Below are 17,619 nucleotides of genomic sequence, written 5' to 3' on the forward strand. Positions count from 1 at the left end.
AACTCTAATGATGAAACAGTGACAAATTACGACGATATTCGGTTTTATAATGATGACGAAGTGCAGGATGCTCTAAAAGATTATGTTAGGCATCCTATGATAAAAGGGCTATTAACTTTTACTTTTCCGAATGTTGCTTATGAAAAAATAGAGGAAAAGGTTGTGCAGTGCAACTCCATCAGGGATTTTCAAACCGGGATTATTTATCACACCGTTCAAAAGGTGTTGAGTAAAAGTTCTGAAGGTCTAACTTACTCCGGCTTCGATTCCCTTGATAAAGACGAATCTTACCTTTATATTTCCAACCACCGCGATATCGTTCTAGATACTTCTCTCTTAAACTGTGTGTTATATGAGAGTGATTTGCGAATGACTGCTTCAGCCATTGGTGATAACCTCGTAAAAAAGCCATTTTTGCTGGCCCTTTCACGCCTCAATCGAAATTTTCTTGTTAAAAGGGGAATTAGTCCGAGGGAAATGCTGAAGAGTTCTCAAAAGCTTTCAGAATATATAAGAAAGCTGCTGCTTGAAGATAAACGCTCGGTATGGATGGCGCAGCGGGAGGGAAGAACCAAAGACGGAAATGATAATACCCAGCAAGGAGTTTTAAAAATGCTGGCCATGGCTAAAGGAGATGACTCTGTTGCTGAATATTTTACAAAACTGAAGATAGTCCCTGTGGCGATCTCTTATGAATTTGATCCTACAGATGTGCTTAAACTGCCCGAAATTCTAGCAAAAAGAATGGAGCAGATCTACATTAAATCGGCAAACGAAGATTTTAAATCTATCCTGAAGGGTGCTCTGGGGAATAAGGGAAGAATACATATCTCGGCCGGGGAACCTATTAGTGCAGCGGCACTGGGTGAAATTGAAGCAAAAGCAGGTTCAATGAACGAGCAGCTTCAGAAGATAACCGCCAGCATAGATTATCGCGTGCACCAGAACTACAAGCTGTGGCCTGCCAATTATATTGCCTTTGACCTTTTGAACGGTAGCAGCATGTTTCAGGAAAATTATACTTCAAAGCAAAAGCGGCAATTTGAAAGGCGTCTTACCCGGCGTGTCAACTTTAAAAATGCCCTTGAGGTGAACAGTTACCTCCTTATGTATGCCAATCCGGTAATAAATCAGAAGAATCAGCATGAAAACCAGCGCTAATATTCTCCTTATTTACACCGGTGGAACTATTGGTATGGTAAAGGATTTTGAGACAGGAGCTCTTAAAGCCTTTAATTTTAGTGAGCTGCTTCAAAATATTCCCGAATTAAAACTTCTTGAACATAATATAGATACCATAAGTTTTGAACGTCCTATAGATTCTTCAAACATGAACCCGGCTTCCTGGCTGCAGATGGCCGAAATCATTGAGGGAAAATTTGAGATGTATGACGGGTTTGTGGTTTTGCATGGTAGTGATACTATGTCTTACAGCGCCTCGGCCCTGAGTTTTATGTTTGAAAATTTGTCTAAACCCGTGATTTTTACCGGTTCACAACTGCCTATTGGAGACCTGCGGACAGATGCTAAAGAAAATCTTATTACCAGCATACAAATTGCAGGGCTTCAGAAGAACGGTAAACCTGTTATTACCGAGGTAGGTCTTTATTTTGAGTACAAGCTGTACCGCGGTAACCGCACTTCTAAGATCAATGCAGAACATTTTCAGGCTTTTGCTTCCCCAAATTATCCGCCGCTGGTAAATTCAGGTGTGCATTTGGCTGTGAACGATGCTTATCTATGGCAGCCGCACAATCGCCGAAAGATGAAACTCCACAAGGGGCTTAACGATGAGATTGCCTTGATAAAGATATTTCCGGGTATTAACAGGAGCCTGCTGGAGCATATATTGGCCAAAGAAGGTTTGAAAGGGGTGATACTGGAAACTTATGGTAGCGGAAATGCGCCTACTCAAGACTGGTTTGTTCAGCTTTTAAAAGATGCGATCTCCCGCGGGGTGGTCATTGTTAATGTTACACAGTGTATTGGGGGGAGTGTGGCCATGGGGCAGTATGAAACCAGTACGCAGCTTAAAAAGATTGGCGTAGTGTCGGGGAAAGACATTACTACTGAGGCTGCTGTGACTAAAATGATGTACCTCCTGGCAAAGGAACTAAGCCCAAAAGTTTTCAGAACAATTTTTGAAACATCTTTACGTGGGGAAATGTCGTAATTTTTGCTGCTGTTACTTGACCAGCTTCTCTTTTTTTTCGTTATTTGGCGAACTGTTCAGAAAAAGTTAAAAAAAGCACTGGATTGTATTTTTACTAGAGAGGTGGCCGAGTGGTCGAAGGCGCACGCCTGGAAAGTGTGTATACCCCACAAGGGTATCGAGGGTTCGAATCCCTTCCTCTCTGCTAGTTATTTTTATTTGAATAAATATTTATATCTTTAACCCGTTAACTAATTAAATTAAGACAAAAAGTAATGAAAAGATTATTTTCAATTTTGGTGATCGCTACAATTATGGTGTTCGGAGCCGTAGATGTGAATGCGACAAATAACGTGAATGCCCTGCCGGCTACCATGGTGAACTTTGTTCAGGATGAAGATCAGGCTGTTGCTGAAGAAGCAGAAACCGAAGATGTAGGATTTCACCAGGGGCTGAAAAGGCGCTTCATTGAAGGTGGACCTGGCTTTATGGGAATTGTACTTCTTTGTTTGATCTTAGGTCTGGCAATTGCAATTGAAAGAATTATATACCTTAACCTTGCTACTACCAATACAAAAAAATTGGCGCAAGATGTTGAGGATGCACTAAACACAGGTGGTATTGAAGCTGCTAAGGATGTTTGTCGTAACACAAAAGGTCCTGTTGCTTCTATCTACTATCAAGGTCTTGACCGTGCCGAAGAAGGTACAGAAGCTGCTGAAAAAGCAGTTGTAGCTTACGGTGGTGTTCAAATGGGACTTCTTGAGAAAAACGTATCATGGGTATCTCTGTTTATCGCTCTTGCTCCTATGCTTGGGTTCATGGGTACGGTAATTGGTATGATCGAAGCTTTCGATAGAATTGAAGCAGCGGGAGATATGCAGCCTTCACTTGTTGCAGGTGGTATTAAAATCGCACTTCTTACAACAGTATTTGGTTTGATCGTAGCTATTATTCTTCAAATCTTCTACAACTACATCATTGCTAAGATTGACCGTATTGTAAACGATATGGAAGATGCTTCTATCACTTTGATGGATATACTTGTAGAGTACAAGAATAAAAGAAGAGTATAATAATACCAAGATTTAATTATGACCTTACATAAAATATTAAAATATCTAGCGCTCGTCATCGGAGTGGTTGGGCTCATCCTTTGGGGGAGAGTGCTCATGGCTGGTGATGATGCTATAGAAAATTCAGCCGATGTACAGGCAAGCGTGGTATCTCCATTCTTATATGTTGCATATCTTGTGTTTGCTATAATTGTACTGCTGGTTTTGTTCTTCGTAATAAAAGGTTTGTTTTCAGGGGATATTAAAAGGACCCTTATCGCAGTCGGGTCTTTTATTATCGTAGTGGCAATTGCCTATGTACTTACAGATGGTACCGAGAAAACTCTTAGTGATGGAACAATGCTTTCAGCAAGTGCAGACCACTGGGTAGGAGCAGGTCTTGTGACCTTCTACATCCTTGCCGGAGCTGCAGTATTGCTAATGGTACTTTCGGGAGTAAGAAAACTTATAAACTAAAGAAACTATGGCCAGACGATCTACACCTGAAGTTAATGCCGGTTCATTGGCCGACATCGCCTTCTTGCTTTTGATCTTCTTCCTGGTGACCACAACTATTGAGACAGATAGCGGTATCAGCAGAAAGTTGCCTCCAATGCAGGATGAAAATGTGGAACCGCCAATTATCAAAGAAAAGAACATTTTCAAGGTAATTGTAAACCGAAATAATGATCTGTTAGTAGAAGATGAGCTCATGGAGCTTAAGGATCTTAGAGAAGCTGCTGTTGCCTTTTTAGACAATGGTGGCGGGGTAGGCCCCGAGGCATGTGACTATTGCCAGGGCTCCGGAGATCCTACTTCTTCAGATAATCCTATCAAAGCAGTAATTATGCTTGTAAATGACAGGCAAACCGAATATGGTACTTACATTGCAGTTCAAAACGAACTGGTAGGAGCATATAACGAGTTGCGTGATCGTACCGCCGAAAGGTTGTACGGCAAGTCCTTTACTCAAATGGAAGCTGATTACAACAGTGTCAATTATACCGGAAATAAAGATAGGTTGAAGGAACAAATTGAGGAAGTTAAAGATATGTGGCCTCAAAAACTTTCTGAAGCCGATCCTAAAAATTAATCGCGAAAACTAAGAACTATGGCAAAATTCAATAAGAAAAAAGGTAGTGAACTGCCCGCGATCAATACTTCGGCCCTGCCTGATATCGTATTTATGCTTCTTTTCTTCTTCATGGTGGCGACCGTAATGCGTGATACTGACCCGTTGGTAAGACAAACATTGCCTTATGCCGACCAGGTTGAAAAGCTTGACAAGAAGGATCTTGTAATGTATATCTATGCAGGAAAGCCTAATCCGAGATATCAGCAAACCATGGGTACAGAGGCGCGTATACAGCTAAATGATAACTTCGCAGAGGTTACTGATATTCAACAGTTCATTTACGCCGAAAGAGAAACTAAGAGAGAGGAACTTATTCCTTTTCTTACAACAGCGCTTAAAGTTGACCACGAAACCAACATGGGTCTTGTATCTGATATAAAAATGGAGCTTAGAAAAGCTGAAGCTCTTAAAATCAACTACACTACCCGTTCCGGTAAGGCGTCACAAAACTTTGACTAAAATCAATTCATTATTTTTTGAAAATCCCCTTTCAAGTCTTTTGAAAGGGGATTTTTTTTGAATGCTGTTTTGCTTCGTATTATCTTTGGTTAAAATACTTCAATGCACAACATCCAAAAATGGCATTTTCTTCTCTTAATTTTCTTCCCGCTTTTTTTACAGGGGCAGGAAAGGAATGAGATCCCTTCAGTTGTAGATAGTTTGTATCGGGAAGACCAGGTCTATTTTGGCTTTACGTATAACATTGTTACCGGAAGCCCTTCAGAAATTAAGAGTTCACAGTTTTCAGGAGGTTTTCATGCCGGATTTATAAGGGATTTTCCGCTTAATACACGTCGAAATATGGGAATTGGTGTGGGCCTGGGCTGGTCAATTGATACTTTTGGTCAAAACCTTTTTATAGGGGAAGACCCGGAAGGCGAAGCGACCCGGTTTGTAGTACTTAACAGGGACAGGGTAGACTTTGATGCCAATCGCTTTACTACGCAGTCTATTGATCTCCCGGTGCAGTTTAGATGGCGTACATCCACGCCGGAGAGTTACAAATTCTGGCGGATATATACCGGTATCCGGCCTTCATATGTTTATTACTTCCAGTCTAAATTTGTTCAGGATGGGAATACTTTTAAGGAGACCAATGTTCCTGAATTTGAGCGACTGCGGTTAGGGGCGACTTTTACTTTTGGATATAACACCTTTAATTTCTCCTTTTACTACAGTCTCAATTCCTTCTTTAAAGATGTTACAGTAAATAATGAGGATCTTGATCTTAAAACATTTCAGGTTGGGCTTACTTTTTACCTTTTATAGCCAAACCAGGGCAGCTATAACCTGGGGCAGTAAGCCAAGTATAAACCCTATAGCTAACTCGTAATACGAGTGGGCGGCATAAAGAAGCCGGGACGAAGCTGTGAGTCCGGTAATGGCTATCAGGAAGCTTACGCTGTAAACCAGGTTGAGATTAAAGTGTACACTTAGCAGGATCAAAAATCCCAGCAAACCTGCCAGGCCCATCATGTGCAGGCTTACCTTGATCTTTGCCAGAAGAAAGAACAAACTAAGTATTGCAGAGACCATGACCCCGGCAAAGAAGTAATAGAGCGCAGGGTAATCAAAGGTGTTAAGTACATATCTAAGAACCACAAAATCCAGCCCCGCATAGAGTAATAGCGGCCATTTTCTCTCCCTTAGATCCCTAAGATGATGATCTGTTACCTTGCCTAAAGTTTTTAGCATATAAACATAGACAATGGGAATGAAGATGGTAATAATGGCTACGGCCAGTAACTTGGCTTTTATTACTTCTATTGGAAAAAACCTGGGTGTTATCAGGAAATAGATCAAAGTACCCGCAAAAGGCATCCAAATGGGGTGGAAGAGGAAGGAAGCTGACCTTATGAGTAGCTTCATCAAATTTCTTTTCGAAGGCGGGCAACGGGAATATCCAGTTGCTCCCGGTATTTAGCTACAGTACGTCGCGCAATAGGGTATCCCTTTTCTTTCAGCATTTTCGCCAGTTTCTCGTCTGTAAGGGGTTTTCTCTTGTTCTCTTCTTCAATGGTCATCTCAAGTATTTTCTTGATCTCCTTTGTAGAAACATCCTCTCCCTGGTCGTTCTTCATAGATTCAGAAAAGAAATCCTTTATTAGCTTTGTTCCGTAGGGAGTGTCTACGTATTTACTGTTGGCAACCCGGGAAACTGTAGAGACATCCATATCGATCTCATCGGCAATATCCTTTAAGATCATTGGTCTTAGATTCCTTTCGTCACCGGTGAGAAAATACTCTTTTTGATAGTTCATGATGGCACTCATCGTAACAAACAGCGTAGTTTGTCGCTGTTTTATGGCTTCAATAAACCACTTTGCAGCATCCAGTTTTTGTTTGATGAACATGACAGCATCTTTCTGGGCTTTACTCTTCTCTCGTGATTCCTTATAGCCTTTAAGCATCTCACTATAATCTTTGGAGACGTGCATTTCGGGTGCATTGCGGCCGTTAAGGCTCAACTCAAGTTCGCCTTCTGCTATTTTAATTGTAAAGTCGGGGATCACATGTTCCACAGCCCTGGTGTTGCCGGCATAGGCACCACCGGGTTTAGGGTTGAGATGTTCAATGACCTCTATGGCATTTCGAAGGTCTTTTTCAGAAATATCGTGCTTTGAAAGAAGTTTCTGGTAGTGCTTTTTACTAAACTGGTCAAAGGACTTCTCAATAATGTCTTTTGCAAGGCTTACAGGTCTTGTCTGGTCCCTTCTGTTTAACTGTATTAACAGGCACTCCTGAAGACTTCTGGCACCTACCCCTGCAGGGTCGAGCTCATGAACATATTTAAGTACTTTCTCTACAGTTTCCTCGTCGGTATATACATTTTGTGTAAAAGCGAGATCATCAACAATATCCTGAACAGATCTTCTTATGTAGCCACTCTCATCAACACTTCCTACAAGAAATTCAGCAATCTCTTCTTCAGATTCGTCAAGTCTAAGCGTACTTAACTGGGTTTTCAAATATTGGGTGAAAGAAGTTCCGGAAGCATAGGGTACCTGTCTGTCTTCGTCATCTGCACTGTAATTGTTTGCCTGCAAACGATAATTGGGTATCTCGTCATCACTCAGGTACTCATCAACATCAATATCGGCTTCAATGCTCTCATTGCCCGGATCTTCATCCTGGTAATCGTCTGTCTTGAAATCTTCTTCGTACTCGTCACTCTCTTCTTTACCGCCTTCAAGGGCGGGGTTTTCTTCCATCTCCTGCTTAAGCCGTTGCTCAAAAGCCTGTGTAGGCAGCTGGATAAGCTTCATCAACTGTATTTGCTGAGGAGAAAGCTTTTGAGATAATTTAAAATTTAACTGCTGTTTTAGCATATTCTTACTGGCTTTTTATAAAAATAAAAAAAACAATCTACAAACGTAAACGAACGCAGATTGTTTTATGAGTACTTTAGGATGAAAGGCTTTTTAGAACTCGGCGTTTAGAGGTGTTCTTGGGTAAGGAATCACATCTCTAATGTTCCCCATACCGGTAGCAAACTGCACCAGTCTTTCAAATCCAAGTCCAAACCCACTGTGTACACAGGTTCCAAACTTTCGGGTATCAAGATACCACCAAAGTTCTTTTTCATCTATATCAAGGGCCTGCATCTTTTGTTTTAAAACATCAAGGCGTTCTTCCCGTTGCGAGCCGCCCACAATCTCTCCAATTCCGGGGAAAAGGATGTCCATGGCACGTACGGTCTTTCCATCTTCATTTAAACGCATGTAAAATGCTTTTATGTTGGCGGGGTAATCAAATAATATTACAGGACATTTAAAATGCTTTTCAACAAGATATCGTTCATGCTCACTTTGAAGATCGGCTCCCCATTCTTCAATGATGTAATTGAATTTTTTCTTCTTATTGGGCTTAGAGCTCTTTAAGATATCGATAGCCTCGGTATAGCTTACTCTTTTAAAGTTGTTCTCAACCACAAATCTCAGCTTATCACTAAGGCTCATAGCACTACGTTCGGCTTCCGGTTTTGCCTTATCTTCATTTGCCTGGCGTTCTTCAAGAAAAGCAAGATCATCCTTGCAGTTGTCCAGCACATACTTCAGCACATATTTGATGAAGTCTTCAGCAATGTCCATATTTCCGGCAAGGTCACAAAATGCCATTTCTGGCTCTACCATCCAAAACTCGGCAAGGTGACGTGATGTGTTTGAATTTTCAGCTCTAAAAGTAGGGCCAAAAGTATAGATCTGGCCTAAACCTAAAGCATAAGTCTCCCCTTCGAGTTGGCCAGATACGGTAAGATTGGTTTCTTTTCCGAAGAAATCTTCTTTATAGTTAATAGAACCATCTTCGTTACGCGGAACATTATCAAGATCAAAAGAAGTTACTCTAAACATTTCTCCTGCGCCTTCAGCATCACTTCCGGTAATAATTGGAGTGTTCACATAGTGAAAATTGTTTTGCTGAAAATAGCTGTGAATGGCAAAAGCCAGTTTAGACCTTAGCCTCATCACGGCTCCAAAAGTGTTGGTTCTCACCCTAAGGTGCGCCTGCTCCCTAAGTTTTTCGAGAGAATGCCTTTTTGGAGAAAGAATGGTGTACTTCACTTCTTCGGGATCTGCATCTCCAAGAATTTCTACGGCGTTCGCCTGTACTTCCACTTTTTGCCCGCTACCCTGACTCTCTACCAGGGTTCCTGTCACCTTTATTGCAGCACCTACAGTAATGCGTTTTAAGGTATTTTCGCTTAGCTTTTCATAGTCTACCACACATTGCATGTTGTTGATGGTAGAGCCATCATTTAAAGCTATAAACCGGTTGCTCCTAAAGGAACGTACCCAACCTTTTACTTCAACTTCCTGCAAATACTGAGTGCTTTCTAAAAGTTCTGCAACTTTTCCTGTGATCATCTTTTTCTATTTGAAGAGCAAAGATAATTTTTCCGCACTTGCCTTACAAGTAATAAAATAAAGGCTTCTGACAAAATTAGGTGTCAAAAATCACATTTTTGGATCCTCTTCTTCTGAAATTTCTTCGGAATCCTCTTCCTGCGGAATGATATTTATCGTTGGCTCCCGCAGTACATCTTTGTTAGCGATTTCCTTCTGAAGTGAAAGAAGTAAAGCCGGAAGCAGTAACAGGTTAGAAAGCATGGCGAATAAAAGAGTTGCCGAAACCAGTCCGCCAAGTGCAACAGTGCCTCCAAAACTGCTTATCATAAATACCGAAAAGCCAAAGAAAAGCACAATTGAGGTATAGAACATGCTTACACCTGTCTCCCGCAGTGCCGCATAAACCGATCTTTTCACCTTCCAGTTATTCGCCTTAAGCTCCTGCCGGTACTTGGCGAGAAAATGTATGGTATCATCTACCGAAATTCCAAAGGCAATACTAAATACAAGAATAGTCGAGGGTTTTATAGGTACACCAAGAAAGCCCATCATTCCGGCAGTTACCAGCAACGGCAGTAAATTCGGAATTAGAGAAACCAGGATCATTTTAAACGAACGGAACATCCAGGCCATAATCACAGCAATCAGAAAAATAGCCAGGCTTAAGGAGATGACAAGATTCTTTACAAGATAATTGGTCCCTTTCTGAAATATTAAGGCCTTCCCGGTCATTTCTACCGAAAATCGATCTTCAGGAAAAATCTCCCTGATCTTTGGCCACAGGTCTTCTTCGATCTCCTCCATCTCCTGGGTGCCAATATCTTTCATAAAGCTGGTCATACGGGCGTAGCGGCCTGTGCTGTCTACAAAAGAGGTGAGCAGGTTATCACCGCTGGCATCCAGCCCCTTTGCATAAGGCAAAATAAAAGTTCTTTCTTGGGAGGTGGGCAGCTGGTAGTATTTTGGGTTGCCATTGTAATACGCTTGCTTGGCATACTTCACCAGGTTGACTATAGAAAGGGGAGGGGAAAGTTCATCTTCTTCGGCAATAAGTTCCTGGAGTTCCTCCATTTTCTTTAAAGTTGGCAGTTTCATCACTCCCTGTTCCCGCTTGGTGTCAATAACAATTTCTAATGGCATTACACCGTCAAATTCTTCTTCAAAGAACTTGATATCCTTAAAGAATGCTGCCTCCTGGGGCATGTCTTCCAGCAGGCTTCCCGAAACTTTTATGGTATAAATTCCAATAATACTCGATACGAGTAAAATAAGGGAGATAATGAAAATGGCAATGCGGTGGTGCTTCACCATTTTTTCCATCCAGTTTACAAAGCCACCAATCCATCTTTTATTGAGGTGCTTGAGGTGTTTTTCCCGCGGCACATTCATGTAGCTGTAGATAATGGGAATAATGAGCAGACTTAGAATAAAGATCGCTATAATGTTTATTGAAGCTACTATCCCAAATTCCTTGAGCAGGGTGCTTTCAGTAAGAATAAAGGTAGCAAATCCCGAGGCTGTGGTAAGATTGGTCATCAAAGTGGCATTTCCCACTTTGGTAATTACCCGCTGCAGCGACTTTGCCTGGTTGCCGTGTTTCTGGATCTCCTGCTGATATTTATTGATGAAGAAAATGCAGTTGGGAATTCCTATTACAATAATTAATGGCGGAATGATAGCGGTAAGTACGGTGATTTCATAGTGTAAAAGACCCAGCACGCCAAAAGCCCACATTACACCTATAACTACGGTAATCATTGAAATTACGGTAGCGCGCACACTTCTAAAGAAAAAGAAGAAGATAAGGGAAGTCACCAGTAAGGCTGCGCCAATGAACAAACCTATTTCATCAATAATATTTTGGGAGTTGAGGGTGCGTATATACGGCATGCCCGATACATAAACATTCAACCCATACTCCTCTTCAAACTTTTCTACTAACGGGATAAGCTCTTCTACTACAAAAGTCTTGCGCTGGCCGGTGTTCACTATTTCCTGGTCAAGGTATACTGCAGTTTGTACCGTATTGGAATGCCTGCTGTAAACGAGACCTTCGTAAAATGGCAAATCCTGAAACAATTTTTCCCGATATTCTTTTACCTGCTGGTCATCTGGGTTGGCCTCTTTGATAAACGGAACCATCTCAAAACGCCCCGGATCTTCAAATTTTTCCAGCTTTTGTAAGTTGCCTAAGGCTACAGTGAACTCTACTTCCTGAAAATTGTTTAAGCTGTCGGCCAGTTCATTCCAGGCGGTAAAATTCCTGGGGGTAAATAGTGCTGTATCATTAACAGCCATGACAATAACATTCCCTTCTTCCCCAAATTTATTCAGGAATTCCTGGTACTGGAGGTTAATGGGGTCATCATCGGGCAGGAGGTTGGCTTCAGTATAGGAAAACCTCATGTTCTTCCACTGTAAAGCGAGAAAAACGGTGCAGGCAGCAATTAATACCAGGATGAGGATCCTGTTCCGAAGAATAGTGCGTGCAACAGTATTCCAGAACTCAAAGCCGAGGATTTTAGACATGGGAAAAATTTGTTTTGCAAAGGTATGAAAGCATGTAAACTTTTTCCAACGTAGCGATCCCGAAAAAGGACAAAAAAAGCGACTTAAAAAGCCGCTTTTTGAAAGGTATGGTTCAACTGTCTTATTAGACGGTCATGATCTCTTTTTCTTTAACGGCCAGCACCTTCTCAATCTTCTCAATATAGGTGTCGGTAAGCTTTTGGATTTCGGCTTCTCCTGTTTTTTGAAGGTCTTCAGAAATATCCAGCTTTTTAATGTCCTGGTTGGCATTTTTGCGGTCGTTTCTTACTCCAATTTTTGCATCTTCAGCTTCGGCTTTGGCCTGTTTTGCCAACTCGCGACGACGCTCCTCTGTTAAAGGGGGAACGTTAATAATCACGCTGTCTCCGTTATTCATTGGGTTGAATCCGAGGTTTGCCTGCATAATGCCTTTTTCAATGGCAGTGATCATGTTCTTCTCGAATGGCTGAATGGTAAGGGTGCGCGCATCGGGCGTGTTTACGTTGGCCACCTGGTTAAGCGGGGTCTGGCTTCCGTAGTAATCTACTCTCACGCTTCCAAGCATTGCCGGGGTGGCTTTCCCGGCCCTAATGTTGAGTAATTGTTTCTCAAGGTGAAGAATGGCTTGATCCATTGCTTCTTTTGTGCTATCGATAATAAAATCTAACTCGTCGTCCATTTCTAAAAATTAATTTTTAAAAATTATATAAGTCTTGTTCGTCTAAAAATTTACTTTGGTACCAATTTTTTCTCCGATTACTACCTTTTCAAGGTTGCCCGGTTTGTTCATGTCAAACACGATAATTGGCAATTTGTTTTCCTGGCTAAGGGTGAAAGCCGTAGTGTCCATCACCTTTAATCCTTTTGTAAGTACGTCATCAAAGCTGATAAAGTCAAATTTTTTTGCCTTTTTATCAATTTCAGGATCTGCTGTATAGATTCCATCTACGCGTGTACCTTTTAGAATAACGTCTGCGTCTATTTCGATAGCACGTAAAACTGCTGCCGAATCTGTTGTGAAGTAGGGATTACCTGTGCCACCTCCAAAAATGACTACCCGGCCTTTCTCAAGGTGTCGCATAGCTTTTCTTCGGATAAATGGCTCGGCCACTTCGTTGATCTTTATGGCCGATTGTAGCCTGGTTTGAATACCGGCATCTTCGAGGGCCGATTGCAGGGCCAGGCCATTGATTACCGTGGCCAGCATTCCCATGTGGTCTCCGGTTACGCGATCCATTCCACGGCTCGCACCTGCCACTCCTCTAAAGATATTACCACCTCCAATGACTATAGCTACTTCAACTCCCCTGTTAGTCACTGCTTTTATTTCTTTGGCATATTCGGCTAAACGTATTGGGTCGATTCCGTATTGGCGGGTTCCCATGAGAGCCTCGCCCGAAAGTTTTAATAAAATTCTTTTGTAATGCATCTACGTGATTTGATGGGTTGTGCAAAACTAAGGAATTTATTAATGTGATATAGCGATAAAAAAGATTATTGGCACGTGCCGGCAGGGAAGATGATTTTCCTATTTTTAACCATGAAGAAATAATTACTTCAAATTAAATTTCAAAATGAAGAAAATAGTTGTTTTAAAGGCTTTACTGGTCTTGAGTATCTTTTTAGGATTTTCCTGTGATAAGAATGATGCTATTGAAGGAACCCTGCCGGGCACATGGATTGAAGTGCAACCTGTATATGAACGTACCACACTTTTGTTTTCTTCGGAAAATAAAATGGTAAAAATAGATGGAGAGGGCAATGAAGAGAATTTCTCTTATGAAATTAAAGGGGATTCAATTCATTTGAGTAAAACCGGACAGGAAGATATGCATAGATTCTTCTTTAAGAAACTTGATCCCGCAAGGTTCCAGATAGGGAATTTTTACACCACCAATCCTGAGGTTGAAGGTGCTTTTATGATCTTTGAACGACAATAATGGGGTCTCAAAAAAGGCAAAAAACCCGCTCCTTTTTGGAAGCGGGTTTTTTATTGTATAAAAAGTTTATGCTTATCCTAAAGCAACTCTTTCAAAAGCAACTACAGAAAGATTGGCATTTTCAGACTTTACATATTCAGCAACAGACATTTTACTGTCTTTGATGAAATCCTGGTTTACAAGAGTGTTGTCTTTAAAGAAACGCTTGATCTTACCTTTAGCGATATTGTCAAGCATACCTTCTGGCTTACCTTCCTGCCTTAGTTGATCTTTAGCGATCTCTATTTCTTTCTCGATTACAGACTGGTCAACACCTTCTTCATTAAGAGCAACAGGGTTCATGGCAGCTGCCTGCATAGAAACGTTCTTGGCAATTTCGTCAGCGTTTTCTGTTTGTTCAGAAAGTCCTGTCAAAACAGCAATCTTGTTACCTGCATGGATGTAAGAACCTACGAAAGGAGCTTCAAGAGTCCTGAAGTCACCAATCTCGATTTTCTCACCAATAACACCGGTTTGTTCAGTTAATTTCTCCTGTACAGTAATACCTTTGTAATCTTTTGCAAGTAGTTCTTCTTTTGAATTTACGTTCAAAGCAAGATCAGCGAAGTCTTGAGCAAGTTGAATGAAAGATTCATTCTTAGCAACGAAATCTGTCTCACAGTTAAGGGAAACGATCACACCTCTGGTGTTGCCTTCATTCACTGTAGCAATCACGGCTCCTTCAGAAGATTCTCTGTCGGCACGATTGGCAGCAACTTTTTGGCCTTTCTTACGAAGTACTTCAATAGCTTTTTCGTAATCTCCTTCGGCTTCAACCAATGCCTTTTTACAGTCCATCATACCGGCACCGGTTGCTTTTCTCAATTTATTTACTTCTGCGGCGGTTATATTAGCCATAGTCTTAAATGTATTTTATTAAAAAAAATAAGTCGTTTAGTTAAATTCAAATGAATGCAACCAAACGACTTACAGATCAATATTATTAACTTCTATTCTTCTTCGTCGTTAGAGCTTGCATTAGCTAAAGTCTCTTTTTTAGACTCCAGCTTTACATCCTGCTGAGCTTCTTTCATGTCTTTTTTATCCTGTGGATCTGTAGACGGAACTTCAGCTTCTACTCTTGGCTTTCTTGCCTTAGGAGCTTTTTTTGCAGGTTTGTCTTCTGCAGAATCTTCTTCTTTACCTTCTTTTCCTGAAGCTTTTCTTTCAGAAAGGCCTTCTACGATAGAGTCGGCCACGTAAGAAACTACTTTGCTAATTGATTTGGAAGCATCATCGTTTGCAGGGATAACATAATCCACATCTCTTGGATCTGAATTAGTGTCAACCATTGCAAAAATTGGAATGTTTAATTTTTGAGCTTCTTTAACCGCGATGTGTTCACGAGTGATGTCTACTACGAATAGAGCTCCTGGAAGGCGGCTCATATCGGCAATAGAACCTAAGTTTTTATCTAACTTAGCTCTTAAACGATCTACTTGTAAGCGTTCTTTCTTAGAAAGTGTGTTGAAAGTACCGTCTTTCTTCATTCTGTCGATAGAAGCCATTTTCTTAACAGCTTTACGAATAGTAACGAAGTTGGTCAACATACCACCAGGCCATCTTTCGGTGATGTAAGGCATGTTAGCTCTTTCTGCTTGTTCAGCAACAATTTCTTTTGCTTGTTTCTTGGTAGCTACGAAGAGTATTTTTCTACCGCTGGCTGCAATTTTGCTAAGAGCCTCACCGGCTTCCTGCATTTTAGCAGCACTTTTGTATAGGTTGATGATGTGAATCCCATTGCGCTCCATGTATATGTAAGGCGCCATGTTTGGGTTCCATCTTCTTGTGAGGTGTCCAAAATGTACACCTGCATCAAGTAATTCTTTTACTTCTACTTTGTTTGCCATTTTTGTAATAGTTTACGTTCTGTTGAGATAGCAACAACCAGGTGGCGATACAATATCAGGCCCTGACCGTTTAGATGCTAAACTAACCACCGGCACTTCGACAAGCTTAGTGTGATTCCGGAGTAACAACAAAAATCTAATGATTTAAATGAACTTTTAGTGTCTTTAAACACCAGATAATATTAACGTTTAGAGAACTGGAATTTCTTACGAGCTTTCTTCTGACCAAATTTCTTACGTTCAACCATTCTTGGGTCTCTTGTAAGTAATCCTTCTGGCTTAAGAGTGCTTCTGTTCTCGGCGTCTAACTCTACCATAGCTCTTGAAAGGGCAAGGCGAATAGCTTCGGCCTGTCCTGTGATCCCACCACCGTAAACATTTACTTTGATGTCAAAGCTTTCGTTGTTTCCGGTCATGTTAAGAGGCTGTCTTACCTTGTACTGAAGCGTGCTTGTAGAGAAGTAATCCTTAACGTCTTTTTTGTTTACAGTGATGTTCCCGCTTCCTGTAGAAACGTACACACGTGCAACAGCCGTTTTTCTACGGCCAATTTTGTGAATAACTTCCATTACTTAAGATCGTTTAAGTTAATAGTTTTTGGTTTTTGCGCCTGAACGTCATGCTCAGATCCTGCAAAAACTCTTAGGTTACGGAAAAGATCTGCTCCAAGTTTGTTCTTTGGTAACATTCCTTTTACTGCATTTTCCACAAGTCTCTCAGGACCTTTTGTGAATAATTCCGTTGCAGTTAAACTTCTTTGACCCCCAGGATAGCCGGTGTGGCGAATGTACTCTTTAGAGTCCCATTTCTTTCCTGTTAAGTTGATCTTCTCGGCATTGATAACAACTACGTTATCACCGCAATCAACGTGTGGGGTAAAATTAGCTTTGTACTTTCCTCTTAGTAGCTTTGCTACTACAGAAGAAAGGCGGCCCAGGGCCTGTCCTTCAGCGTCTACAACAACCCACTCCTTGTTTACAGTGGCTTTGTTGGCAGAAACCGTTTTGTAGCTTAATGTGTCCACACTAATTAAATTTACTTAATAATTAAACATTCCATTCCCTGCATAAAACAGGGGTGCAAATGTACAACTATAAATTTATATTACAAATGGCACTTTCATTAATTTAAAAGGTTTAAATAAACTGATTTTCAGGAGTATTTACTTTTATATAATAAGAGCCTTTTTTCTCTTCATAATGGAATTAGTGAAACCAACTGCCCCCACCTTCTGCTTTCAGAAACTTTTTTTGAATGAATTTTCCCTTCCTCTGGCTGCTTGCCTGAAGGGTTTAGTCGTTGAAAAGCACATAATCACCGATTAACGGATTATTTTGTGTTAAAAAATTATTAAAAAAGATTAACTGCATTTATCTTTGCACCCTGTTATAATGAAAAAGAAAAGGATAAGAAATGAAAAAATTGTTACAAAGAATGATGATTGGCGGAGTAGGACTAAGTATGCTAATTTCCTGTTCTGCAGATAGTGTGAATGATGATGCGCTATCCCTTAATGCCACAACCTCTACTGTGCCCACCCAAAATCTTACTATGAATGATTTGGCCGGCACCTGGAACATGTATTCCATGACCTCTGTTGGAGAAGGAAAGACTGTAGATTTTGACCTGGATGGGAATTCTACTTATGATCTCCTTAAAGAAACCGATTGTTTTGACAATATGTTTTTTGTTTTTGAAACCGATGGTGATGTTTTGACCGAACAGGCCAGACTATTTTTTGACGGTACTTCTGGGAAATTTACCTGTGCTACCACAGGCCAGTATGCTGCGACATATCAAATAAGTGGGAATGACCTTACCGTTACTTTTACAGTGAATGGTGTGGAATATACCCAGTCTAAAACCGTTTCCCGCTTCAGTGAAAATGGGAAAGAATATTTAAAAGTTACACTGACTGAAGCAGAGACCGATTCGGCTGTTTATGTAGCCAAAGATCCGGGAAACACTGTAGCTTCTGATATTAAGCAAATTGATATGGTATATCAAAGAGCTGAATAAAGTAATTTTTGCCCCCAAAAAAGAATCCCCAAAAATGTCATTTTTGGGGATTC

The 17,619-nt window shown here is 40.9% G+C and carries 19 protein-coding genes and 1 tRNA gene; 10 read left to right on the forward strand and 10 right to left on the reverse strand.

Annotation, left to right across the window (positions count from 1 at the left end; all coding sequences use genetic code 11):
* Nucleotides 1–18 precede the first annotated feature (18 nt).
* The 8 genes from V5739_RS09285 to V5739_RS09320 all read left to right on the forward strand — a co-directional run bounded on the left by V5739_RS09285 (nt 19) and on the right by V5739_RS09320 (nt 5,611).
* A complete protein-coding gene (locus V5739_RS09285) occupies nt 19–1,161 on the forward strand; it encodes a lysophospholipid acyltransferase family protein (protein WP_266068015.1) in 1,143 nt (380 codons plus the stop codon).
* Complete coding sequence (locus V5739_RS09290) at nt 1,145–2,173, forward strand: asparaginase (RefSeq protein WP_423817937.1); 1,029 nt, start codon at nt 1,145–1,147, stop codon at nt 2,171–2,173. Before V5739_RS09285 ends, V5739_RS09290 begins: the two co-directional genes overlap by 17 nt.
* A 96-nt stretch (nt 2,174–2,269) precedes the next feature.
* A tRNA-Ser gene (locus tag V5739_RS09295) sits at nt 2,270–2,357 on the forward strand.
* Nucleotides 2,358–2,427: 70 nt separating this feature from the next.
* Nucleotides 2,428–3,228 (forward strand): MotA/TolQ/ExbB proton channel family protein, encoded by an 801-nt coding sequence (locus tag V5739_RS09300; RefSeq protein ID WP_423817938.1) that lies wholly within the window; start codon nt 2,428–2,430, stop codon nt 3,226–3,228.
* A gap of 18 nt (nt 3,229–3,246) precedes the next feature.
* The gene (locus V5739_RS09305; RefSeq protein ID WP_266068012.1) at nt 3,247–3,684 is read left to right on the forward strand and encodes a hypothetical protein; all 438 of its coding nucleotides are present in this window, start codon (nt 3,247–3,249) and stop codon (nt 3,682–3,684) included.
* A 7-nt stretch (nt 3,685–3,691) separates the two neighbouring features.
* Entirely contained in the window at nt 3,692–4,300 is a 609-nt protein-coding gene (locus V5739_RS09310; protein ID WP_423817939.1) for an ExbD/TolR family protein, read from the forward strand.
* 18 nt (nt 4,301–4,318) lie between these two features.
* The gene (locus tag V5739_RS09315) at nt 4,319–4,801 is read left to right on the forward strand and encodes an ExbD/TolR family protein (RefSeq protein ID WP_423817940.1); all 483 of its coding nucleotides are present in this window, start codon (nt 4,319–4,321) and stop codon (nt 4,799–4,801) included.
* Between the two features lie 102 nt (nt 4,802–4,903).
* A complete protein-coding gene (locus V5739_RS09320) occupies nt 4,904–5,611 on the forward strand; it encodes a porin family protein (RefSeq protein WP_423817941.1) in 708 nt (235 codons plus the stop codon).
* Here the strand turns inward: V5739_RS09320 and V5739_RS09325 are convergent.
* From V5739_RS09325 to pyrH, 6 genes are all read right to left on the reverse strand, one after another.
* Nucleotides 5,606–6,211 carry a hypothetical protein gene (locus tag V5739_RS09325; RefSeq protein WP_423817942.1) on the reverse strand — a complete coding sequence of 202 codons (606 nt, stop codon included), beginning with the start codon at nt 6,209–6,211 and terminating at the stop codon, nt 5,606–5,608. The genes V5739_RS09320 and V5739_RS09325 overlap by 6 nt on opposite strands.
* Complete coding sequence (rpoN, locus tag V5739_RS09330; RefSeq protein WP_423817943.1) at nt 6,211–7,671, reverse strand: RNA polymerase factor sigma-54; 1,461 nt, start codon at nt 7,669–7,671, stop codon at nt 6,211–6,213. Before rpoN ends, V5739_RS09325 begins: the two co-directional genes overlap by 1 nt.
* Nucleotides 7,672–7,764: 93 nt before the next feature.
* Nucleotides 7,765–9,207, reverse strand: coding sequence for an asparagine--tRNA ligase (gene asnS / locus V5739_RS09335; protein ID WP_266068006.1), 1,443 nt, complete (start codon nt 9,205–9,207; stop codon nt 7,765–7,767).
* Nucleotides 9,208–9,297: 90 nt separating this feature from the next.
* Entirely contained in the window at nt 9,298–11,718 is a 2,421-nt protein-coding gene (locus V5739_RS09340; RefSeq protein WP_423817944.1) for an efflux RND transporter permease subunit, read from the reverse strand.
* 124 nt (nt 11,719–11,842) lie between these two features.
* On the reverse strand, nt 11,843–12,397 hold the full coding sequence (gene frr, locus V5739_RS09345) for a ribosome recycling factor (protein ID WP_266068004.1): 555 nt from the start codon (nt 12,395–12,397) through the stop codon (nt 11,843–11,845).
* Between the two features lie 42 nt (nt 12,398–12,439).
* Nucleotides 12,440–13,147, reverse strand: coding sequence for a UMP kinase (pyrH, locus tag V5739_RS09350; RefSeq protein WP_266068003.1), 708 nt, complete (start codon nt 13,145–13,147; stop codon nt 12,440–12,442).
* Between the two features lie 145 nt (nt 13,148–13,292).
* Here pyrH and V5739_RS09355 point away from each other — a divergent pair, with 145 nt between their 5' ends.
* Nucleotides 13,293–13,658, forward strand: coding sequence for a hypothetical protein (locus V5739_RS09355; RefSeq protein WP_423817945.1), 366 nt, complete (start codon nt 13,293–13,295; stop codon nt 13,656–13,658).
* Between the two features lie 72 nt (nt 13,659–13,730).
* Here the strand turns inward: V5739_RS09355 and tsf are convergent, their stop codons facing one another.
* The 4 genes from tsf to rplM all read right to left on the reverse strand — a co-directional run bounded on the left by tsf (nt 13,731) and on the right by rplM (nt 16,571).
* Complete coding sequence (gene tsf, locus V5739_RS09360) at nt 13,731–14,555, reverse strand: translation elongation factor Ts (protein WP_266068001.1); 825 nt, start codon at nt 14,553–14,555, stop codon at nt 13,731–13,733.
* A gap of 92 nt (nt 14,556–14,647) precedes the next feature.
* Nucleotides 14,648–15,547: a 30S ribosomal protein S2 gene (rpsB, locus tag V5739_RS09365; protein WP_266068000.1), complete on the reverse strand. Its 900-nt coding sequence runs from the start codon at nt 15,545–15,547 to the stop codon at nt 14,648–14,650.
* Nucleotides 15,548–15,729: 182 nt separating this feature from the next.
* Complete coding sequence (gene rpsI, locus V5739_RS09370; protein WP_029035773.1) at nt 15,730–16,116, reverse strand: 30S ribosomal protein S9; 387 nt, start codon at nt 16,114–16,116, stop codon at nt 15,730–15,732.
* Nucleotides 16,116–16,571, reverse strand: coding sequence for a 50S ribosomal protein L13 (gene rplM, locus V5739_RS09375; protein WP_266067999.1), 456 nt, complete (start codon nt 16,569–16,571; stop codon nt 16,116–16,118). The genes rpsI and rplM overlap by 1 nt, the downstream gene beginning before the upstream one ends.
* A 389-nt stretch (nt 16,572–16,960) precedes the next feature.
* Here rplM and V5739_RS09380 point away from each other — a divergent pair, with 389 nt between their 5' ends.
* Nucleotides 16,961–17,566 carry a lipocalin family protein gene (locus V5739_RS09380; RefSeq protein ID WP_423817946.1) on the forward strand — a complete coding sequence of 202 codons (606 nt, stop codon included), beginning with the start codon at nt 16,961–16,963 and terminating at the stop codon, nt 17,564–17,566.
* Nucleotides 17,567–17,619 lie beyond the last annotated feature (53 nt).

It is taken from the genome of Salinimicrobium sp. TIG7-5_MAKvit, assembly GCF_049569215.1.
Classification (GTDB): Bacteria; Bacteroidota; Bacteroidia; order Flavobacteriales; family Flavobacteriaceae; genus Salinimicrobium; species Salinimicrobium profundisediminis.

Bases quoted from the DNA above. Each gene is read 5' to 3' on its own strand.
- rpsI (WP_029035773.1), bottom strand. From the start codon at position 16,116: ATGGAAGTTATTCACAAAATTGGCCGTAGAAAAACGGCTGTTGCACGT.
- V5739_RS09300 (WP_423817938.1), top strand. From the start codon at position 2,428: ATGAAAAGATTATTTTCAATTTTGGTGATCGCTACAATTATGGTGTTC.
- V5739_RS09380 (WP_423817946.1), top strand. From the start codon at position 16,961: ATGAAAAAATTGTTACAAAGAATGATGATTGGCGGAGTAGGACTAAGT.
- asnS (WP_266068006.1), bottom strand. From the start codon at position 9,207: ATGATCACAGGAAAAGTTGCAGAACTTTTAGAAAGCACTCAGTATTTG.
- V5739_RS09320 (WP_423817941.1), top strand. From the start codon at position 4,904: ATGCACAACATCCAAAAATGGCATTTTCTTCTCTTAATTTTCTTCCCG.
- rpsB (WP_266068000.1), bottom strand. From the start codon at position 15,547: ATGGCAAACAAAGTAGAAGTAAAAGAATTACTTGATGCAGGTGTACAT.
- V5739_RS09290 (WP_423817937.1), top strand. From the start codon at position 1,145: ATGAAAACCAGCGCTAATATTCTCCTTATTTACACCGGTGGAACTATT.
- rpoN (WP_423817943.1), bottom strand. From the start codon at position 7,671: ATGCTAAAACAGCAGTTAAATTTTAAATTATCTCAAAAGCTTTCTCCT.
- frr (WP_266068004.1), bottom strand. From the start codon at position 12,397: ATGGACGACGAGTTAGATTTTATTATCGATAGCACAAAAGAAGCAATG.
- V5739_RS09310 (WP_423817939.1), top strand. From the start codon at position 3,692: ATGGCCAGACGATCTACACCTGAAGTTAATGCCGGTTCATTGGCCGAC.
- V5739_RS09340 (WP_423817944.1), bottom strand. From the start codon at position 11,718: ATGTCTAAAATCCTCGGCTTTGAGTTCTGGAATACTGTTGCACGCACT.
- tsf (WP_266068001.1), bottom strand. From the start codon at position 14,555: ATGGCTAATATAACCGCCGCAGAAGTAAATAAATTGAGAAAAGCAACC.
- V5739_RS09315 (WP_423817940.1), top strand. From the start codon at position 4,319: ATGGCAAAATTCAATAAGAAAAAAGGTAGTGAACTGCCCGCGATCAAT.
- pyrH (WP_266068003.1), bottom strand. From the start codon at position 13,147: ATGCATTACAAAAGAATTTTATTAAAACTTTCGGGCGAGGCTCTCATG.
- V5739_RS09305 (WP_266068012.1), top strand. From the start codon at position 3,247: ATGACCTTACATAAAATATTAAAATATCTAGCGCTCGTCATCGGAGTG.
- V5739_RS09325 (WP_423817942.1), bottom strand. From the start codon at position 6,211: ATGAAGCTACTCATAAGGTCAGCTTCCTTCCTCTTCCACCCCATTTGG.
- V5739_RS09355 (WP_423817945.1), top strand. From the start codon at position 13,293: ATGAAGAAAATAGTTGTTTTAAAGGCTTTACTGGTCTTGAGTATCTTT.